At 51.3% G+C, this 15,858-nt stretch carries 12 protein-coding genes; 7 read left to right on the top strand and 5 right to left on the bottom strand.

The features are described 5' to 3' along the window. Position 1: 1 nt before the first annotated feature. Both A3EQ_RS0118610 and A3EQ_RS0118605 read right to left on the bottom strand, forming a co-directional pair. The gene (locus A3EQ_RS0118610; RefSeq protein ID WP_026500081.1) at positions 2 to 742 is read right to left on the bottom strand and encodes a glucose 1-dehydrogenase; all 741 of its coding nucleotides are present in this window, start codon (positions 740 to 742) and stop codon (positions 2 to 4) included. Between the two features lie 150 nt (positions 743 to 892). After that, a complete protein-coding gene (locus A3EQ_RS0118605) occupies positions 893 to 1,891 on the bottom strand; it encodes a metal ABC transporter solute-binding protein, Zn/Mn family (protein WP_020156651.1) in 999 nt (332 codons plus the stop codon). A gap of 186 nt (positions 1,892 to 2,077) precedes the next feature. On the opposite strand from A3EQ_RS0118605, the gene A3EQ_RS0118600 reads away from it, so the two are divergent. From A3EQ_RS0118600 to A3EQ_RS0118570, 5 genes are all read left to right on the top strand, one after another. Beyond that, a complete protein-coding gene (locus A3EQ_RS0118600; RefSeq protein WP_051091440.1) occupies positions 2,078 to 2,587 on the top strand; it encodes a superoxide dismutase family protein in 510 nt (169 codons plus the stop codon). A 323-nt stretch (positions 2,588 to 2,910) separates the two neighbouring features. Then, complete coding sequence (locus A3EQ_RS0118590) at positions 2,911 to 3,984, top strand: PQQ-dependent sugar dehydrogenase (RefSeq protein WP_020156648.1); 1,074 nt, start codon at positions 2,911 to 2,913, stop codon at positions 3,982 to 3,984. A gap of 390 nt (positions 3,985 to 4,374) precedes the next feature. Beyond that, on the top strand, positions 4,375 to 4,572 hold the full coding sequence (locus tag A3EQ_RS0118580) for an aspartyl-phosphate phosphatase Spo0E family protein (RefSeq protein ID WP_020156646.1): 198 nt from the start codon (positions 4,375 to 4,377) through the stop codon (positions 4,570 to 4,572). A gap of 253 nt (positions 4,573 to 4,825) precedes the next feature. Further along, positions 4,826 to 6,895 (top strand): helix-turn-helix domain-containing protein, encoded by a 2,070-nt coding sequence (locus A3EQ_RS23040; protein WP_020156645.1) that lies wholly within the window; start codon positions 4,826 to 4,828, stop codon positions 6,893 to 6,895. A 144-nt stretch (positions 6,896 to 7,039) separates the two neighbouring features. Continuing rightward, positions 7,040 to 9,220, top strand: a complete 2,181-nt coding sequence (locus A3EQ_RS0118570) for an EAL domain-containing protein (RefSeq protein WP_026500079.1) — start codon at positions 7,040 to 7,042, stop codon at positions 9,218 to 9,220. An 11-nt stretch (positions 9,221 to 9,231) separates the two neighbouring features. Here A3EQ_RS0118570 and A3EQ_RS23285 read toward each other — a convergent pair whose 3' ends face one another. Continuing rightward, positions 9,232 to 10,887, bottom strand: coding sequence for a C39 family peptidase (locus tag A3EQ_RS23285; RefSeq protein ID WP_020156644.1), 1,656 nt, complete (start codon positions 10,885 to 10,887; stop codon positions 9,232 to 9,234). A 503-nt stretch (positions 10,888 to 11,390) separates the two neighbouring features. Here A3EQ_RS23285 and A3EQ_RS0118555 point away from each other — a divergent pair. After that, positions 11,391 to 12,332, top strand: coding sequence for a ketopantoate reductase family protein (locus A3EQ_RS0118555; protein WP_020156642.1), 942 nt, complete (start codon positions 11,391 to 11,393; stop codon positions 12,330 to 12,332). 310 nt (positions 12,333 to 12,642) lie between these two features. On the opposite strand, the gene A3EQ_RS0118540 is transcribed toward A3EQ_RS0118555, so the two are convergent. Beyond that, on the bottom strand, positions 12,643 to 13,557 hold the full coding sequence (locus tag A3EQ_RS0118540) for a DUF7916 family protein (protein WP_026500076.1): 915 nt from the start codon (positions 13,555 to 13,557) through the stop codon (positions 12,643 to 12,645). A gap of 188 nt (positions 13,558 to 13,745) precedes the next feature. Between A3EQ_RS0118540 and A3EQ_RS0118535 the strand changes: the two genes are divergently transcribed. Beyond that, positions 13,746 to 14,168 (top strand): acyl-CoA thioesterase, encoded by a 423-nt coding sequence (locus tag A3EQ_RS0118535; RefSeq protein WP_020156639.1) that lies wholly within the window; start codon positions 13,746 to 13,748, stop codon positions 14,166 to 14,168. A 410-nt stretch (positions 14,169 to 14,578) separates the two neighbouring features. Here the strand turns inward: A3EQ_RS0118535 and A3EQ_RS0118525 are convergent, their stop codons facing one another. Continuing rightward, positions 14,579 to 15,478, bottom strand: coding sequence for a manganese catalase family protein (locus A3EQ_RS0118525; RefSeq protein WP_020156637.1), 900 nt, complete (start codon positions 15,476 to 15,478; stop codon positions 14,579 to 14,581). Positions 15,479 to 15,858 lie beyond the last annotated feature (380 nt).

Here is a 15,858-nt window from a genome sequence, read left to right as displayed (position 1 = left end):
CCTATTCCGCATAAATCATTTTTCTTGTCATGCCGCCGTCAACGATCAAATTTTGTCCCGTTATAAAATCATTTCTGCCGTCGGCCAAAAACAAGCAGGCCCTGGCGATATCTTCCGGTCTTCCGACGCGGCCGGACCAATGCTGTTTATGATCGATCTCCCGCAGTTCGCCTTCGTCTCCCGTATGGATCCAGCCGGGGCTGACGGCGTTCACGCGGATCCGGTACGGGCTCAAAGATGCCGCCATCGCATGGGTTAATGCGATGATGCCGCCCTTTGACGCCGAATAGCTTTCCGTATTCGCCTCGGACATGAACGCCCTGGTGGAGGCGATGTTGATGACGGCTCCCCCTTCCTTCTTCATATATTTGGCCGCTTCCCGGGTGCATAAAAAAGCGCTGCGCAAGTTCGTATTCAATACGTTGTCCCACTCTTCCACCGTCAACTCGAAAAAGGGTTTGAAGACGGATATGCCCGCATTATTGATGAGGACATCGATCCGGCCGTATTTTTCCGCCGCCCTCTCCATCAAGCGGATCACATCGGCTTCTTCCCGCACGTCCGTCCGGACGAAAAACGCCTCCAGCCCCTGATCCTTCATTTCCTTTTCCAGGGCGGATCCCGCCTCCTGATTGAGATCGGCGATCACCACCCTGCCCTTTTCTCTCGCGAAGGCAAGGGCAATCCCCTTTCCGATGCCCTGCGCGCCTCCGGTGACAACGACCGTCCGATTTGCAAACATGAAATCATCCCCTTCGACAAACGCTTTCCTTTTTTCTGCACCGCATGTTTCTTGCACGACATTTTCCAACGTTTGCAAGCCGATGAAAATCGGCTGTGGAACACCAAAAGACCGTCAGGGGAAAAAACAGGGTAACGGCTCTCTTCCGTATTAATCATACAGCGCCTTTTTCAAAGTTTGCAAGTTTTCCCTCATCAAGGCGAAGTAGTCCTTATCCGCTTTCCGTTCTTCTTCCGTGATCGTTTCCAGGTTGTGAAGGGTCAGGCTTTCCGCCTTCAGTTCCTTCCGCAAAACTTCCGCCACCTTCGGCGTCACGTTTTCCTCAAAAATGACGTAGCGGATATGAAGCTTTTTCGCCTGATCCGCCAAGCGGGCAAGCTGTTTTTGGGAAGGTTCCTGGGAAGGCGACAGCCCGGCGATACTCAGCTGCTCGATGCCGTAGCGTTTTTCCCAATATCCGTAGGCGGCATGGGTGACGACGATTTGCTTATGGGGCGCTTGATCGATCGTCTGCTGGAATTCCTGGTCCAAACTTTCCAGTTCCTTCTTCAACTTCGTATAATTTTCCTCAAAATACGATTTTTGCTCCGGTTTCAAATGCGCGAGGGCGTCCTTAATATTTTCCGCCAGCCGGATGCAGAGAACGGGATCGATCCAGACATGGGGATCGAATTCGTGGTCATGGTGTTCATGTTCGTGTCCCCCTTCTTCCCCATGTTCCTCCTCCCCATGTTCCTCCTCCCCATGTTCGTGCCCCTCTTCCTCCGGATTTTCCTCTTCATGTTTTTCCAGCGCAACGCCTTCAGCGGCTTTAACCACTTTCACGCCCTCTTCCCGCAAAACCTTTTCCGCTTTATCGGCAAATCCTTCAATCCCTGCGCCGCTGTAAATGAACGCATCGCCGTCCGCCAGTTTCATCATCATTTTTGTCGAAGGTTCATAGCTGTGGGCATCGGCACCGGGGGGAAAAATCGATTCCACATGGACATATTTCCCGCCGATCTTTTTGGTGAAGTCTTCAAGGGGAAAAACGGTCGTGTAAATGGTCAATTTTTCGGAACCCTGACCCTGCTTTCCCTTTTCGCCGCCGCAGCCGGCCAGCGTGAAAAAAAGGGAGAGGACCGCCAGAAACAAAGATAAACGCTTCAAAATATTCCCTCCATCCGCTATACAAATCGTAACAATTCCGATTTATAGTATAAACGGTTCCCACCGGTTTGTAAATAATAAATCGTAATATTTACGATTTACCCTTTCCTGCGGGAACGGATAAATGGGCCGGCGCATATGATGAAAAAAATCCTGTTCAGATGGGAGTGACCGGTGTTGTCCCTAATTCCTTACTATATTTATTCCCCTTATCCCTCTCAGAGATCCGCCGGCCGGGCGGCCTATGCCGTCATCAAAGGCGGACCGTTGGCGCCGAATCTCCGGGGCATTTGCTTTTTTTCCGATCTCGGCAACGGCACGGAAATCTTTGTGGAAGTTTCCGGGCTTCCCCCCTACCGTCCCGCTTCCGGCGGACGCTCGCCGGTAGGGCCCCACGGATTTCATATCCATGATCATGGAAATTGCGCCGTCGGCGACCCGAACGATCCTTTTCAAGGGGCGGGCAGCCATTGGAACCCGGACAATCAGCCCCATGGCAATCACCCGGGGGATTTTCCCGTCCTTTTTTCCAATCACGGCTATGCCCGCATGAGTTTCTTTACGGACCGGTTCCGGGTCAGCGACATTATCGGCAAATCCGTCATTATCCACGAAAATCCCGACGATTATCGCACCCAGCCGGCCGGCAACGCGGGAAAACGGCTGGCCTGCGGCGTCATCCAGGCAGTGGGCTGAACCGGTAAAGCGCCGGTCAAGGGAGGCTTCTTCCCCGTCCGCTTCTTTTCCCGGCATCGGCGGAAGAACTTTGCGGACGGAAACGGCCGCCGAATCCTTGCTCCCGGCTGGCGGCTCCTTTTTCGCGGCGCGGGCATTTGCGGAAGATCTCCAGTTCTGAACGGCCTTTCCTCCCCAGTTCTGCGGCCGTTCCCGGGTTCCCGCCGGATCATCTTTTAAAAGAAAAAATGATAAAAAGAAAGGAGCACACGTCCCGATCGTGGAAATGTATAAATACCTTATTAAATTCCGCAATATGCAGTTATGCGATGGGAGGGAACACGATGAAAAAATTTCTCCTTTTCCTTCTTTTCTTCCCGTTGATGGCCTTGAACGGATGCGCCGGGGAAAAAGAAACGGAGCCGAAACCTTCCGAACGCCCGCCGCAAACGGAAGAGGAAAATGACATGGAAGTGATTGCCAAAAATCTGCGCACGCCTTGGTCCATCGAATTTGACGGATCCTCCTTTTATCTTTCCGAAAGAACCGGAGCCATTGTAAAAATTGCCGGCGGAAAAATGACGCGGCAAAAGCTCCGGCTGGAAAAAGAGCTTTCCTCCGCCGCCGAAGCGGGCGTCCTCGGTTTCGTCCTCCATCCGGAAAAAAAGGACGCCGCCTTCCTTTACTATACATATGAAGAGGGCACAAACCGATACAACCGGGTCGTGGAATTGCGTCTCGAAAAGGATGAATGGTCGGAAGAAAAAGTGCTCATCGACCGGCTGCCAAGCGGTCCCGTCCATCACGGCGGGAGAATGAAGAACGGACCGGACAAGAAATTGTACGTGACCGCCGGAGACGCGGGCCAGCCGGCGAATGCCCAAGATTTGGATTCCCTCGGCGGCAAAATTTTGCGCATGAATTTGGACGGGACCATTCCCGACGACAATCCGTTCCCCGGTTCCTATGTTTACAGCTACGGCCATCGCAATCCGCAAGGCCTCGCTTGGGATGAAAACGGGCAGCTGTACAGTACGGAACACGGCCAGAGCGCCCACGATGAAATCAACGAAATCGAGCCGGGGCAAAACTACGGCTGGCCGATCATCCAGGGAGATGAAACAAAAGAAGGGATGCTCCCTCCCCTGTTCCATACCGGCGAAGATACTTGGGCGCCGTCCGGGATCGCCTACAAGGACGGGATGTTATACGTCGCCCAGCTCCGCGGGGAAGGGGTCATCGCCTTCGACCGGACGAAGAAAACCTTTCTAAAGATTGTGTCCGGCGTCGGCCGCGTCCGTGACGTCTATATTTTGGACAATGATTTATATCTCATCACGAACAACACGGACGGAAGAGGAACGCCCGCCGAAGAGGACGATAAAATGTATAAAATCCCGCTCCCTCAGCTCCGGTGAAGTTCGTTTCGGCCCCGCCTCACTGCCTCACGCCGGTGCCCCCCATCCCCTTTCCGCCGCCAAGAATCCCCCGCTCTTTTTTTTTGGCCAAAAGCTTCCGGAACTTGAAGCAAGAACAAGGCTCGGAAGTTCCCCGCCGGATTTTTTCGACATAATAGGAAGAAAGTCCTAGTCAATCGGACTCATGATTCCCATGTCGTCAAGCAAAGCCGCTGATTTTAGGAGTTTATGGGGATACAAAATTCGTCATTTTTAGACGAAAATATACATACATAAAGGCATCTTCGAATTTTTCGCCAATGAGCCTCCTTTTCGTGGACCAAAACAGGCAAGGGGACCCGGGTATCTCTTCCCCCGGCCTCCGTTATGTTTTTTGAAAGGAGGACATTCATGAAAAATTTGGATCATAGCCAGCTGCAAAAATTAAAAAATGAAATTCAGGATAGGAAGGCGGAATTAATCGGAATCGGTTTAAAGTACGGGCTGTCCCATCAGGAAACGATCCAATTCAGCCAAAGGCTGGATGACTTAATAAATGTCTACGTGAGAGAGAGTGCGCATAAAAAAAGGGTCGGCCCCAATTATTAGTTTGCGCTGTGATTCGAAACGTTTAGAATAGACCGCTTCATCCCAAAAGAAGCGAGGGGGAGATTCTGGGCGCGCAAAACCGTGGAAAAATCATAGGAAACATTTGGCTTCCCGGCGATCTTTTTTTCACGAATATCCCGCGAATATGGGAGGCGGAAACGCAGCATTCACGAATCCGGAATCTGATAAGCGGGGGGTCCTTATGCGTTCAAGAATGGAAAGTATCCAGGAAATTCAAAATGCATACTCACTTGTGACGGATTTATTCATAGGGATTGTCGATGAAAAAGGGGATTCCTTCACTCCGTTTTCGTTTCCCCAAACGGTGGAAATCGGGGCGTTGACTTATATCCAAGACCGGCTGAAAGAGATCATCCCAAATTCCTGCCATTTCGAAGACTCCCTCATTTACGATTTTATTCCCGGATTAAAAATGTATATCATCCCTTTCCGGCTCCCTTTCCAACGGACTTTTTTTCTCGTTTCCGGATTTTTCCTCGAGGAAGGAACGAAACACGAGGTGCTGAACTTCAGCGGAAAAACCGTCCAGGATACCTCCCTTTTTCCGCTCGTTTTGCAGGCGAAAGAATATTCGGAAGCGGCAAAACAGAAAAAGCTCCGCCAGCTGGAAAACGCATGCAAATTGATCGGGCAGCTTTGGGCGGCGGAACACGAGCGGATGCAGTATCAAAAAAAAATGCGGGAAATGAAGGAAACGGTCCATTTTTTGTCCGATCCCCAAGCGGATGTCGATTCGTTCCTGACCCATGTGCAAAAAAGGACGGATGCGCTCGATTTTATCGGATTCGCCGTGAAATCGGAAGCCAACGTATTTACGGTCAAATATTTTCACAGCGGCACGGACCGGTCGATGATCGGTCAAAAATTCATGCTCGGGGAAGGGTTTCTCGGGCAAGCCATGGCAGCCCAAAAATTTCAAATATGGACGGATATTCAAGAGGATCCGAGAACTCACTTTTTCAAGCGGTTCGGGTTATTGCCCAGCAGCTTATTTTGCGCTCCCGTCCGCCTTCACGGCGAAAACAAGGGGCTTTTATTCGGGGGAAGCTTCCACCGTGCCCATTGGGAAGAATTTTTGGTGGAGGAATTCAAATTCCTGTCTTCCCTGTTTCAATCCATTTACTTGATCAGCAGCCTGAAAAACCAAATTAACAGCCAGCGGATTCAATGGTTTACGATGAACGAAATCCTCCGCCATTTGGCGAACACAACAGACGGGGAGAAATTGCTGTCCATTTTTCTCGATATGAGCATGTATCTCATGGAAAGCCCCGCCGCTTGCGTCGTTTTCAGAAAGAACCGCTTGTCCGAACAAATCTCCTTTCTCTCGCGGGGGATGGATGAAACGCTCCGGTCCGTTTATCAGAAAGATCTGGAAAGCCGTTTTTTCACGAAACCGTTTCATGCGGCGCCGTTCACCAAACCGGAGGTGTACCGTTTCAACGATCAATGGTTTTTGGAATATCCGATCATTTGCCAAGAACATTTCTACGGAATCCTTTCCGTCGCCATCGATCAACCCCATCCTCCCCAAAAAAGCAAAGAATGCCTCATCACTTTGGCCAACGTGTGCGGCATCTCTTTGGCGATGGCCGAAAACGGCAGCGAGATGAACAGGGAACATGAATTCTACCATTTTCTCATCGACTTGGAACAGTACTTTCGTCCGGATATCCTTCATCACAAAAGGAAGGCCAAGGAAATCGCGCGCAAGTTTTGCCGCTCCTTGGATCTCAACGATCTCTTTCAAGACATGATCCAATACGCCATCGATTTAATCAACTTGGATTCTGCAATTATCCAAAAATATTTTCCTAACAAAAAGATTCAGAAGTACATCGAAATGTACCATTATTTGCTGGAAAACCCCCGGGACATGAAGGAAGAAAAAATACCCCTGGAGAGCAAGATCATCTTTCTCGCCTTTCAATACGAAATCGATCCGGAATCGGTGCGGCAGCTGACGGATCAGCTTTCCCAAGCGTTCATTCTGTTTCTCGAAGGCCTGGAGGAAGAAGAAAAGGATGAAATGACGCCCGGGAAGACGGACGAAGGAAAAGGGGAAGATGGAAATGTTCCGCATGGTTTTTTGCAGTCCGTCAATCTTTCCCGGCGGGAATTCGAAGTCCTCGACCTGGTTTTAAAAGGAGCCAGCAATCAGGAAATCGCCGAAAAATTATCCATCAGCTACCATACGGTGAAAAATCATATGACGAACATCCTGCAAAAATTGGGCGTTTCCGACCGGGCCCAGGCGATCGCCAAAATTTATCAGATGGGTTATTTCCCGAAACTGGATTAACCCGTCTCTCCATGACGGGAAGACCGGATTCCGTTTCCTTGCCGCCGGGCTTGTTTGTCCACCGCAGTTTTTCCCGGTTGGGCCAGATTGCGGATGCAAGTTTTTTGCCATCGATTTTTAACCGAGGAGGTGCGGGCAACGGTCATGCTGAAAGAATTTTTTTCGAGATCCAAGAAACGGAATTCCTCAAAGGTGCACCGGAACGGAAACGGCGGGCGGCCTCTTTCGCAGGAAGGCAATCATATCCGCCATCCATATTTTACCGGCCTGCTGGCAAAAACGAACGTCGTCATTTGGAGCTACGATTTCGTGACCGGCCGCATGGCCTGCTCCAGCGGCATCGAACAGCTCACCGGCTATCGGGCAAGCGATTTTGAACGAGGAAAAAGAATTTGGCAGGACCTTGTTTTTGAAGAAGACCGCCCGGGTTATGAAGAGAAACGGAAACGGGTGAACCGCGGGGAAAACATCCATCATCAATACCGGATCGCGGACGCTTCCGGAACGGTAAGATGGGTGGAAGAATTCATATCCCCCAAAATGGACGAAAACCAGCGGGTGGTTCGCCTGGACGGCTTTGTGGCCGAGGTCGCCGATCCGTCCGTTCCCGGCGATCCCGCGGATCTCTTTTCATTCCATGACCCGGCGACCGGCCTCGGCAACCGCAAGATGTTGGAAGCCAAAATCGCCTCCTGCTTGCAAGATTCTCCCAAGCGCATGTTCGCCGTCCTCCTGTTTCAATTCGATAAGCTGAAAAGCATCTCGGAAGTGCTGGGGGTAAAAAATGAACAGAAACTGCTGAAAATCCTGCTGGACCGATTGCAGGATATGAAGATCCCCTACGATCATCTTTATCGGCTGGACAGCACCGTTTTCGGCCTGTTCCTGCCCAATATCCGGGATGAAGAAGAGCCGAAAAAAACCGCCCAAAGGATGATCGCAAACTTGGAAGCCCCCGTTCCGCTGGAGAATTATGAATTCCTCTTTCCGGTCAAAATCGGCATCAGCCGCTATCCGAACGACGGCAGCGCCGGGGAGGAATTGATCAACCGCGCGGAAATCGCCTTGAATCATGCGGAGGATTACGGGGAGGAACGGATCAAATTTTATTTCCCCGCCATGGACATCGAAGCGCGGCATGTCTTTCAAACGGAGGCGGATTTAAAAAAGGCGATCCGCCAAAATGAATTGACTTTATTGTTCCAGCCGAAAGTAAATGCCAAAAATAACGCCATCGTGGGCGCAGAAGCCCTCGTCCGCTGGAACCATCCGGAACGGGGACTGATCCCCGCCGACCAGTTCATCCGCATCGCCGAAAAATCGGAGCTGATCGATGAGATCGGCGATTGGGTATTGAAGCAGACTTGCAAAATTTTAGCCGATTGGACGAAGAGAAAACTGCCCGCCGTGCCGATATCCATCAATATTTCTCCGAAACGGTTTTTGAAAGGCGACTATCCCGGCTTGGTGCGGAACGTGATCAGGCGATGGGGAATCGACCCCGGACTGTTGGAAATCGAAATCACCGAAACATCGTTAATGGAAAACAAGGCCGTCGTTACCGACGCGATCCAGCAAATCAGGCAATTGGGGATCAAATTCTCCCTGGACGATTTTGGCACCGGTTTTTCTTCCATCAACTATTTAAAACAATTCCGGACGATCGATACGCTGAAAATCGACAAGAGCTTTATCGCCAAGATCGATGAAGACCCGCAAATGTCGGCCATTGTCAAATCCTTTATCATGTTGGCCAAAGGGCTCGACATGGAGGTCATCGCGGAAGGCGTCGAGACCGCGGGCCAGCTGAAATTTCTGACCGATAATGACTGCCCGGTCGTCCAAGGGTTTATATACAGCAAACCCCTGTTTCTTTCCGACTTTGAAGGTTTGCTGCGGGAAGGAGAAATCCGCCCGAAGTTCGGAAGCGCCACGGACATCATGGAAAACGACAGAAGGGGCTACTTTCGGGTGAATTTCCCGAGCCGCAAGAAAGGCTGGCTGACGGTGAAGGCCGTGCGGGGCAAATCCGTCAATGCCGGAAAAGCGCCCATCGACATAAAAAATATTGGCGGCGGCGGTCTTTGTTTCCTGTCCGACCTGGATCTGCCCGCGGGCAATCAGATGCTGTTGGCCTTCGGTTTTGAACTGAAGGACGACCCGTTCGTTTTGAACGGCCATATCATTTGGAAAAAGAAGCTGAGGAAAGGGTTTGAATACGGCGCGGAATTCATCATCGACGAAAATGAAAGGGCGCGTTTAATCAAAGATCTCAACCAAGTCCTCGTCAGCCAGAGACATCTTCTTTTTGACCCTTTCGCCTGATGCGGGCGCTGTTAGTAGGACAGCGCCCTTCTTTTTTGATTTTTCCAGATTTTATAAAACTCGGCTTTGCTGATTTTTTGATTTTTTTTGCCCGTCCACGGATCGTTGAAATAAAAATATTTCGCATCGTAACCGGTGAGAACGAGCGCATGGACGTTGAAACCGTGCATGGGGGAAACCCAGACGACGACCGGCCGGAGGGAAGCCAGCTGTTTTTCAACGGTGCCGTCGGCCGCTCCGGTCAAATTTTTGGCACTTTGCGCATATTTTTTAACCAAATTCATTAATGCCGGGGGATAAACGGTCCAGCCCCGCTTCGTAAAAGGATCTCCCACATACCCCAAATTCGGGTTCCAGCTGTGCCGCGGCATCTCTTTCGCCAATTTTATTTTGTCTACCGGAACGCCTTTATATTGCAGCATCATGGCTACGGCGGTGATTTCGCAGCCGGTCGGCAGCTCCGGCAATTGATTGATCGCGGGAACATTCATTACCCGTTTGCTGATTCTTGTGCCGTGCTTTCCGTAAACCGTGTTCGGCAAATAGGAGTACCAGGCGAGGACCCTGCCTGTGCCTTGTTCAAATTTTGCCGCAGACTGAACATAACCCGAGGAAATGGCAAATGTGTAACGGATGTTTTTTCCGTGGTTTCCGTATACGGTTTTCGGATAATATTCATACCGGTTGGTGATCCGGCCCGTGCCCTCCTCCATTTTCACCGCCTTGTTCACGTAGCCTGATGCGTCCAAATCGAAACGGTATTTGATCTTTTTCCCGTGTTTCCCGTACGCCGCTTTCGGATAGTATTCGTACCGACTGGTGATCCGGCCCGTGCCCTCCTCCATTTTCACCGCTTTGTTCACGTAGCCTGATGCATCCAAATCAAAACGGTACTTGATTCTCTTTCCATGCTTTCCGTATTCCGCATTTGGATAGTATTCATACCGGCTGACGACCCGGCCTGTGCCCTCCTCCATTTTCACCGCCTTGTTCACGTAGCCTGATCCGTTCAAATCAAAACGGTATTTGATTTTTTTTCCGTGTTTCCCGTATTCCGCTTTCGGATAATATTCATACCGGCTAGTGATCCGGCCTGTGCCCTCCTCCATTTTCACCGCCTTGTCCACGTAGCCTGATCCGTTCAAATCAAAACGGTATTTGATCTTTTTTCCGTGTTTCCCGTATTCCGCTTTCGGATAGTATTCGTACCGGCTGATCACCCGGCCCGTTCCTTCCTCCATTTTCGCCGCCCGGCTCACGTATCCCGAGGCATCCAAATCGAAACGGTACTTGACCTTTCCATCCTGCTCGCCGTATCTCGCCGACGGGTAGAACTCGTAATAGCGAATGACTTTTTGCGTTTTCCCATCCAGTTCTGAAGACCGGATAATCCATTCGTTCCCGTCCAACTCAAAAATTTCCTTGATTCTATTTCTCGCGTTTTCAATCGTGGCATCCGCGTAATATTCCTGAATAAATTTTAATTGTCCGTCTTCATACACTTTGGCGAAGAGGATTCTCCCTTCATCGTCCATGTAATAATGGACGTCCCCATCTATGAAAACATTTTCCCCTTCCGCGGGCAACCCTTCCGCTCCCGCCGAAAGATTGCAATAAAGAAAGATCGATAGGATAGAAAAGGGGATCAGGAAATATCTCTTTTTCACAACAATCTCCTTCCTAGCTCTTCCACGGATGTATTCTTTTTCCATTTATTATATCGTCAATGATCCGAAATTGAATAGCCCTCTTTCATTTTTTTCGGTCCTCCCGTCCCCGGATTTCAACGCCGAAGGCGAGCCGGGATGGAGGGAGGCCGTTCCGTCTCCCGGAAACGGACAAACCCGCAGCAAATCTTTTCCTCCCATTGCCGCTTCCCTTGGATGTTCACGGTTTCCGCCTTTCCGGACAAGCGGGAACGGCAAAAACGCAAACGCCTTGTTTTCCGTTTAAAACCCGTCCTTGATCCACGCGCCCGCATCCCCGCATCCAGCCGTTCCCATCCGTTGCTCGTTTTCCCGGCTCAAAAAATCCGTCCCGCCCCCTTCCCGTTTGCAGCCGGCGTACGGCAGCGATTCTCCCGCCGCCGCTAGTTGAAAAATTATGATGTTAAAAATTTATAATATTTGTTTTATACTAAAAATATCCAACATTTACGGGGGGTTGCAAGTTGAAAATCGTCATTTTCGGAGCGGGCGCCCTCGGCGCCTATTACGGGGGCAGGCTTTTGGAAAGCGGCCGGGATGCCGTCTTCTTCGTCCGGGAAAAACGGGCGGAAAAACTGAAAAGATTCGGATTGGCCATCCATTCGCCGAACGGGGATGCCGCTTTCACCGAAGTCCCCTTTGCCACCCGAACCGAAGAGATCGGAAAAGCGGACCTCGTTTTGCTGGCCGTCAAAGGCTATCATCTGCGGGATGCCTTGCCCGCATTGAAGGAACTGGTGAAAAAGGGCGGAAAGGTTTTACCGATTTTAAACGGCGTCGAACATTATGAAGTGTTGCAAAAAGAGTTGGGAAAGGAAAACGTGTTGGGGGGCCTGTCCTATATCATGGCATCCTTGGATGAGCACGGACACGTCATTCACGCCAACCCCCAAGATGCGCTCCTATTCGGTCCGCTGGCTCCATCCCAAGAAGATTTTTGCGCGCAAGTGGAGGACCTTTTCCGGCCGGCGTCCTTCACCGCCATAAAAACCGATGCGATTGAAACGGCCATATGGGAAAAGTACATGTTTATCACGGCCTTCTCGGGGGTGACGTCCGCCGCCGATTTGCCCATCGGCATCATCCGCTCCCATCCGGAAACGCTGGAGATCGCCCGCCAAATCGTCAAGGAAATGAAACGATTGGCCAATTTGTACCAAGTTCCCCTCACCGAGGAACAGGTGGAAAAAACGGAGCAAATATTCCAAGCGCTGCCGGAGGAAGGGACTTCTTCCATGCACCGGGACAAGAAAAAAGGGCTGCCCTTGGAACTGGATCACCTCCACGGCGCCGCTTTGCGGATGGCGGAAAGGAAGAAGGCAAAACTGCCTTATATTCAATTTGTCTATCAATTGCTGAAGCCTTACGAAAAAGGCTTGAAGCCTTCCGAAACCGCCGCTCCCTGATCCGGGCGGCACCTTCGGATTAGAAGGGAGAACCCTCGATGGGTGGGCAAAAAAAAACGCTTGGACCGCCAACGCACCCGGCCGGCCTTCCCTTCGGCTGCGCGGGCAGATTGAACGAAGTTCCCGACGATCCTGCCCGAAAATTCTTCATCCGGAAGGGCCTTCATGGAGGCGGGGGGCATCATTTTTCAAAAGATTTTACGGATCCGTCGGTTCCCCAGGGATAAAAAAGGAGCGGAACCGGGTGTCCGCCCGCCCGGTTCCGCTCCGCCAAAAACCTCCGTACGTTTTTTCGGAAAGGGGATCCCCCTTATCTCAACACGGATGCCGCCATGCGGACATAGGTATGCCTTCTGCCCCTGATGGCGATGGAATAGGCCATGATATTTTCCGGATCGGCGATGCCGAAGATCCCCGCATCCCCGATATGATGAATATCCGCGCCGGCCATTTTGTTATAGAGGGCCATTTGCGAGACCGTCTCCTTTCCCGCCCCTTCCTGGCTCGTGCCGATGGCGGTCAGGGCCAGCGCACCCTTTTCATGAATGGTTTGAATCAATTTCTCCTGTTTTTCCAGCGTGGTTCCGGGAACGGTTCCGACGCCGGGAATGAGGACGACATCCGCGCCCGCGTCCACAAAGGAGGCGACCGTTTCTTCATCGACGATGGAGCCGCCGCTTTCCCCTTTTACTCCGGCCCCGTGCATCTTTCCGGCGATGACCAATCCTTCCTCGCCGAAAATCTTCTTGGCCGTCTTCACCGACTCGACGATCGCCCGGTTCGTCACCCCCGTTTTCGGATTCCCGGTGAGGCAAACGAAGTCAACCCCCAATTGTTTCGCTTTCACGAGCGACGCCTCCACCGCCCTCCTTCCCTGGGGCAGTTCGTAAAGCGCTTCCAGGCGTTCGGCATTCGGATCCACCGGTTCAAGATTGATTCCGACGGGACGCCCCACCAATTTTTTCAATTGGCGGACCGTTTCCTCCCCTTTCGTTTCCAAGCCGAAGACCTCCGGATGATCCACGTCGAACACATTCAATAAAATGAGATCCGCTCCGAAGGCAGCCGCCAATTCCGCGTTGGTCACACTCGGATAGATCGGGGGAACGGTACAGACCACTTCGGCGAGGACGGTCCGCCCTTCCGCCGCGGCGATGGCCTGCCGCAATTCCTTCCCGCCCATTTTTTGAAAATCGGATGCGGTACAATCCAGTATTCGTTTCATCTTCCCCACCCTCGTCTTCATTTTTTCCATTTCTTACAAGGCTCCGTCTATGAAACCAGCTTACTATTATTATTGAACAGCGGCCGAAATTCTGCAAATGAAATTGGAATCCCTTCCGATCCGTTGGAATGAAATCGAAGGAAGCGTATACTATTCTTGTGAAAACCAACGGAAGAGGAGAGCGCGAAATGTACGTGGCGACAGCGGAGGTTCAAGTCACTTATGCGGATACGGATATGATGGGGGTGATCTATCACGGAAATTATGTGAAATGGCTCGAGATCGGCCGGACGAAGTTGATCGAAGACGTCGGCTTCAATTATTTGGATCTGGAAAAGGCCGGTTATTACGCACCGGTTTACAACTTGAACATTACATATAAAAAAGCGATTAAATACGGGGACCGGGTTTTCGTCAAAACCTGGGTGGAAGAAAATCTGCGGACGAGGACGACTTACGGTTTCCAAATCGTCAACGGCGACGGGGAAGTTTGCGCGGAAGGCACGACGACCCATATCGTGGTGAGAAAAACCGATTTCCGGCCGGTCGCATTCGGGAAGATTTTCCCGGAATGGTTCCAAAAATATGAAGAGATTAAGCGGAAAAAATAGACGGACGGGGCGCACGCCCCGTCCGATCGTTTTCAAAGGGATTTTCTTTCGCCTTCGGCCCTGCTTTTCTTTTCCGGCAGCCCATTCCAGTCCCGCGGCAGCTGCTTCGGAAAGAGATTCCATCCCGGACGGAGGAACGGACCGTTTCCTGTGCGGCCCCGTCGAGGGAGTTCCGGGGATCGCCGGCGGGACGACGGAAAAACATGCCGGAAAATCCTCCCCCCTATTGCCGGAAAGGCAGGGAAAAGGCTTTCTCCCTCCTTGTCCGCCGCAAGGAAGGGAAGGCACCCGGATTCCGAAGCCCAACGCGAATCCTTCTTTCCGGCGGTTCCTCGGACAGAAAAAGCCGCGGGGAAAGATTCGGCGTTCCCCGCGGCGGCAATCATCCGCTTTAGAAAATCATCTGTTTTTTATTTGATGTTGGCGGCATCCTTCAAGCGTTTGAAGATTTCATTGAAATCTTCCGCCGAAATTCCCGGCGCGAACTCTTCGTCCACCGCAGGCAGATCCGGCACGGGATGGCCTTCCGGCATGCCTTGGATGGCTTCCAGCGGTTTTCCGTCCTGCGGATGGTTTCCTTTCCAGATCAGGGCAATTTGTTCATAATCCTTATCGCTGAATGTATATAATCTGCGGTGCATGCCTTGTTCTTCGTATTTGCGGGCAACATCGAATTTGGAATTATCCAGGCTGGGAACGGGAAGCATCTTGGTCAGATCAATGCCCGTAATCGTTTCGATCGCTTTCGCATAGGCGAGGGTGTGCACGCCGCCGCGAACCAACAGGTAACCGATCATTTCGCGGGCGACCGGGTTGTCCGTCATTTCGTACACCCGCATTTTGTGGGTGCGGGCGCCGATTTCGAGGAAAAAGTTATGAAGCAGGTCAAGAAGCAAATTCCCGCTGTTGAACACATAATCCCCCGTCCATGCCTTCCCCATCGAATCCCAAGGTTTCGCCGTCTGGGCGGTATCGATGAAATGGTAAGTATTGCGGGCATCTTTCCCGGCTTTCAAAGGAGCTTCATCCGGATCCCCGGGCTTGGTCGAGCCGGTCAAAAGAAGATTGATCGTGTTGGCAACCAATTCCACATGGCCCACTTCTTCCGCGGTAATGCTGGCCACCAAATGATAGTAGGGTTTCAGTTTTTCCTTGTTGCGGAAAGCGAAGGATTGGAACATGTAGTTATTCAAGGTGGACATTTCCCCGAAGCGTCCGCCGAGGAGCTCTTGCACGGCGCTGGCCGCGTTCGGATCGGCATGTTCCGGCTTGGGAAGTTCAATGGGCAAACGGTTGACACGTTTAAACATCATCAATCCTCCCCTAGATTAAAATAATTTTTTGTCAGTTATAATTCTAAATAAATAGTTATTGCTGTTCAACCGGACGATCTGACAAATTTGTTACAATTTGGAGAAATTGCCATGACAAGATGATATCTTACGGAATCACGGGTTTCTTTCCCCTTCCTTTCCTTTTATATCAAAAAAGAAAAAAACCGAATGCCCGTTCATTCTCAATCTATTGAGAATGAACGGGCATCCATCTTTCCCGGAAACCTAAATCATTCTCAATGAAAATCATTTGCGCCATAGAGGATGCGGATTGTACGTGACGGCCGGAACTTTCGTTTCTTTGTCCCCAGCGGAGCCGAATGAGGGAGGATACATGGCAAAATGCGGAAAAAAGG

Source organism: Caldibacillus debilis DSM 16016 (assembly GCF_000383875.1).
Classification (GTDB): domain Bacteria; phylum Bacillota; class Bacilli; order Bacillales; family Caldibacillaceae; genus Caldibacillus; species Caldibacillus debilis.
Note: the sequence above shows the minus strand (reverse complement) of the source record. Positions and strands in the feature narration are given on the sequence as shown.

Coding starts and splice junctions, on each gene's coding strand:
- A3EQ_RS0118610 (WP_026500081.1), bottom strand. CDS start 742: ATGTTTGCAAATCGGACGGTCGTTGTCACCGGAGGCGCGCAGGGCATC.
- A3EQ_RS0118540 (WP_026500076.1), bottom strand. CDS start 13,557: ATGAAACGAATACTGGATTGTACCGCATCCGATTTTCAAAAAATGGGC.
- A3EQ_RS0118570 (WP_026500079.1), top strand. CDS start 7,040: ATGCTGAAAGAATTTTTTTCGAGATCCAAGAAACGGAATTCCTCAAAG.
- A3EQ_RS0118535 (WP_020156639.1), top strand. CDS start 13,746: ATGTACGTGGCGACAGCGGAGGTTCAAGTCACTTATGCGGATACGGAT.
- A3EQ_RS0118525 (WP_020156637.1), bottom strand. CDS start 15,478: ATGTTTAAACGTGTCAACCGTTTGCCCATTGAACTTCCCAAGCCGGAA.
- A3EQ_RS0118590 (WP_020156648.1), top strand. CDS start 2,911: ATGAAAAAATTTCTCCTTTTCCTTCTTTTCTTCCCGTTGATGGCCTTG.
- A3EQ_RS0118580 (WP_020156646.1), top strand. CDS start 4,375: ATGAAAAATTTGGATCATAGCCAGCTGCAAAAATTAAAAAATGAAATT.